Annotated in this window: 6 protein-coding genes; 1 reads left to right on the top strand and 5 read right to left on the bottom strand. The window is 65.8% G+C overall.

Annotation, left to right across the window (positions count from 1 at the left end):
- From AC1DU6_RS26650 to AC1DU6_RS26660, 3 genes are all read right to left on the bottom strand, one after another.
- On the bottom strand, positions 1-458 hold a 458-nt coding region (locus tag AC1DU6_RS26650; RefSeq protein WP_477860804.1), incomplete at its 3' end, for a ferritin-like domain-containing protein.
- Positions 451-897 carry a BON domain-containing protein gene (locus tag AC1DU6_RS26655; protein ID WP_457356499.1) on the bottom strand — a complete coding sequence of 149 codons (447 nt, stop codon included), beginning with the start codon at positions 895-897 and terminating at the stop codon, positions 451-453. The genes AC1DU6_RS26655 and AC1DU6_RS26650, both read right to left, overlap by 8 nt.
- Before the next feature lie 14 nt (positions 898-911).
- Positions 912-1,169 carry a hypothetical protein gene (locus tag AC1DU6_RS26660; RefSeq protein WP_477860805.1) on the bottom strand — a complete coding sequence of 86 codons (258 nt, stop codon included), beginning with the start codon at positions 1,167-1,169 and terminating at the stop codon, positions 912-914.
- 189 nt (positions 1,170-1,358) lie between these two features.
- Here AC1DU6_RS26660 and AC1DU6_RS26665 point away from each other — a divergent pair, with 189 nt between their 5' ends.
- The gene (locus AC1DU6_RS26665) at positions 1,359-1,994 is read left to right on the top strand and encodes a response regulator (RefSeq protein ID WP_056197556.1); all 636 of its coding nucleotides are present in this window, start codon (positions 1,359-1,361) and stop codon (positions 1,992-1,994) included.
- 59 nt (positions 1,995-2,053) lie between these two features.
- Here AC1DU6_RS26665 and AC1DU6_RS26670 read toward each other — a convergent pair whose 3' ends face one another.
- The gene (locus AC1DU6_RS26670) at positions 2,054-2,230 is read right to left on the bottom strand and encodes a hypothetical protein (RefSeq protein ID WP_157281608.1); all 177 of its coding nucleotides are present in this window, start codon (positions 2,228-2,230) and stop codon (positions 2,054-2,056) included.
- 102 nt (positions 2,231-2,332) lie between these two features.
- Positions 2,333-2,649 (bottom strand): rhodanese-like domain-containing protein (locus tag AC1DU6_RS26675; RefSeq protein WP_477860807.1); only part of this gene is annotated, 317 nt, incomplete at its 5' end.

The raw sequence follows: 2,649 nt of genomic DNA on the forward strand, positions 1-2,649 counted from the left end.
GTCGTGGAATCCTTGTCCCCGACGAGGCCGATCATCTGCCGGTAGCTCTCGACAGCAACCCGCTCGGCGATGAGGTTGGACTTGATCATGGCCTTGAGATCGTTGACGCCGTCGTAGTCCGCGTGGCTGCGCTCAGGCAGGCCCACAGGGTTGAAGTCGGGTTCGCCGCCCAGCTGCACGATGCGCTCGGCCAGCCGGTCGGCATGGCCCAGCTCCGCATCGGCATGGACGAGAAATTCCGCAGCAATGCTGGGCGACTCCAGCCCCGTGGCCATGAAGTGGTGCCGGCGGTAGCGCAGCACGCAGATCAGCTCGGTGGCCAAAGCACCGTTGAGGAGGCCGACGATGTCTTCACGCCACGGCCCGTAGGCCGGCGTGACCGCGCCATCATCGAGATGACCGCGCGCCGCCTCCAGGCCGGCCTCATCCAGTTGCAGAGGCCTTTGCTTGTCAACCATTGCGTGCCACCACGAGCTGGTTGTCCACTGAGCGAACACCGTTCACGGCGGAGGCCAGCGTCGTCGCGCGAGCCTGCGAGCCGGCGTCGGGGGCCGTACCGACCAGCGTGACGCGGCCGTCCTCGGCTCGCACGTCGATCTTGGTGGCCTTGAGCCTGTCATCGGCCATCAGCGCGGCGTTGATCTTGGTGACGATGGTCGCGTCGGTGGCGGCGTCAGCAGCGGCCGCAGTCGCGTCCTTCAGCTTGGTCTCAGCCTTGTCCACGGCTTGGCGGGCATCGGTCTTGGCCTCGTTACCGGCCTGCTTGGCGTCGGCAATCGCGCCGTCGAGCTTCTGGCCGGCAGTGCGTTCGTCGTTCTGCTTGCTGCAGGCGGCCAGGGCGGCGACCAGGGCCAGGGCGGCAATCAGCGGCGTGCGGGGGGTGGGGATGCGGTTCATCATGCGTCCTTTCTTCATCGCTGAAGGTGTTGGGAAAACGATGTGGGCAACTGTGGCGGCTGCGCCTGCGGCGCGGCGGCAGCCACGGCGCCTATCGGGTGTCGGACAACGCCGACGCGTTGCCAGTGGCGCATTTCCTCGCCACGGCGAACGTTCTGTTGAAGGRGGTCGACAAAGGCCGTCAGCAAGGCGGCGCCAAGTGCGGCGCTGAGGGCCAGCACCAGCCAAAGCGGCGGGAGGAGACGGGCCAAGGTATCGGCCAGGGTTTTCATCACTCGCTCCATGGTCTGCGTGACCTGAGCCGACTTTGCAAAAAACCGATGGCTCTGGCTACCGGCCACATTCGTGTGGGCCCGTAGGACAAGCGGCCGGCCTATACCCCTTGTAGGACAGCGCTGATCGCGCACGCCGTTTGCCCTCGCTACGCTTTACTCGTTATCACAACTGATTCGGAGCGCAACATGATTCGCATTGGCATCGTTGACGACCACGCCATCGTGCGGTCCGGCCTGCGTCAGTTCCTCGGCGAAAACGTCGACCTGCGCGTGACAGGCGAGGCCGGCAACGGCCGCGACGCGCTCGAGCTGGCGCGCACCGGCGAGGTCGATGTCTTGTTGATGGACATCTCCATGCCCGGGCAGAGCGGCGTGGATGCCTTGTCGGCCATCAAGACCCGCTTCCCCGAGTTGCCCATCCTCATCCTCAGCGGCTTCCCCGAGACGCACTACGCCACGGCGCTGCTGCGCCAGGGCGCCAGCGGCTATCTGAACAAGGAGTGCGATCCGGAGGAGATCGCCAATGCCATCCGCACCGTCGCGCGCGGCCGGCGCTACATCAGCCCGGCCGTGGCCGAGTTGCTGGCCGACGGCGTCGCCGGGGGCGGCTCCGACCGGCCGCTGCACGAGTCGCTGTCGGAGCGTGAGCTGCAGGTCTTCCTGCGCCTGGCCAAGGGAGAGACGGTGGGCGACATGGCCAAGGCCATGTTCCTCAGCGTCAAGACCGTCAGCACCTACCGCACCCGGGTGCTGGAGAAGATCAAGCTTGAGACCAACAGCGACCTGACCTACTACGCGCTGAAGAACGGCCTGATCCAGTAAGCGCAGCCCGGAAACGACAACGGCCCCTGACGGGGCCGTTTTTGCGAAGCCGGCTTGGCTCAGCGACCGATGTTCATCGGTGCCATCGACATGGAGGCGCGCGATTGGGTTGCAATACGGCGCTCGAGGTCGGCGTGGTCAATGGCGCTGGACAGATAGCGCTCTTCGACGTCGGAGACGGTGTCAACGGTCAGCGCGGTGCGCAGAGATTGCAGCAAGTTTTGGATCAGGCTCATGTTGGTTTGGGCTCGTGGCCCTCTCGTCGATCTAGGGTAAACCCGATTGTAGGGTAAATACTATATCCAACACCCACCACTCAATGCCGGCCGAACATGAATTCATGCCGTTTCGAGGGCATGGCCGGCCTGCGCCCAGGCGTCGATGCCGCCTCGCAGCACACGGGCCTGGTGCCCCCTGGCCTTCAGCCACTGCGCGGCGCGCGCGGCGGACACATCGTTGGGACAGGCGCAGTAAGTGATGAACTCCGCCTCCAACGGCCAGCCTGCCAGGGCCGCATCGCCCAGGGCGCCGAGGTCGAGATGGCGCGCGCCGGGAATGCGGCCGGCCAGCGGCACGCCACGCACGTCGACGAAAACGACATTGCTGCCCTGCTGCATCAACGCCAACACCTCGTCGGGGCCGAGGCGCTCAAGAC

This window comes from Roseateles sp. P5_B10 (assembly GCF_056400485.1).

What these genes read in the sequence shown, in the direction of transcription:
- AC1DU6_RS26665 (WP_056197556.1), top strand. Translation starts at nt 1,359, where the DNA reads ATGATTCGCATTGGCATCGTTGACGACCACGCCATCGTGCGGTCCGGC.
- AC1DU6_RS26670 (WP_157281608.1), bottom strand. Translation starts at nt 2,230, where the DNA reads ATGAGCCTGATCCAAAACTTGCTGCAATCTCTGCGCACCGCGCTGACC.
- AC1DU6_RS26655 (WP_457356499.1), bottom strand. Translation starts at nt 897, where the DNA reads ATGAACCGCATCCCCACCCCCCGCACGCCGCTGATTGCCGCCCTGGCC.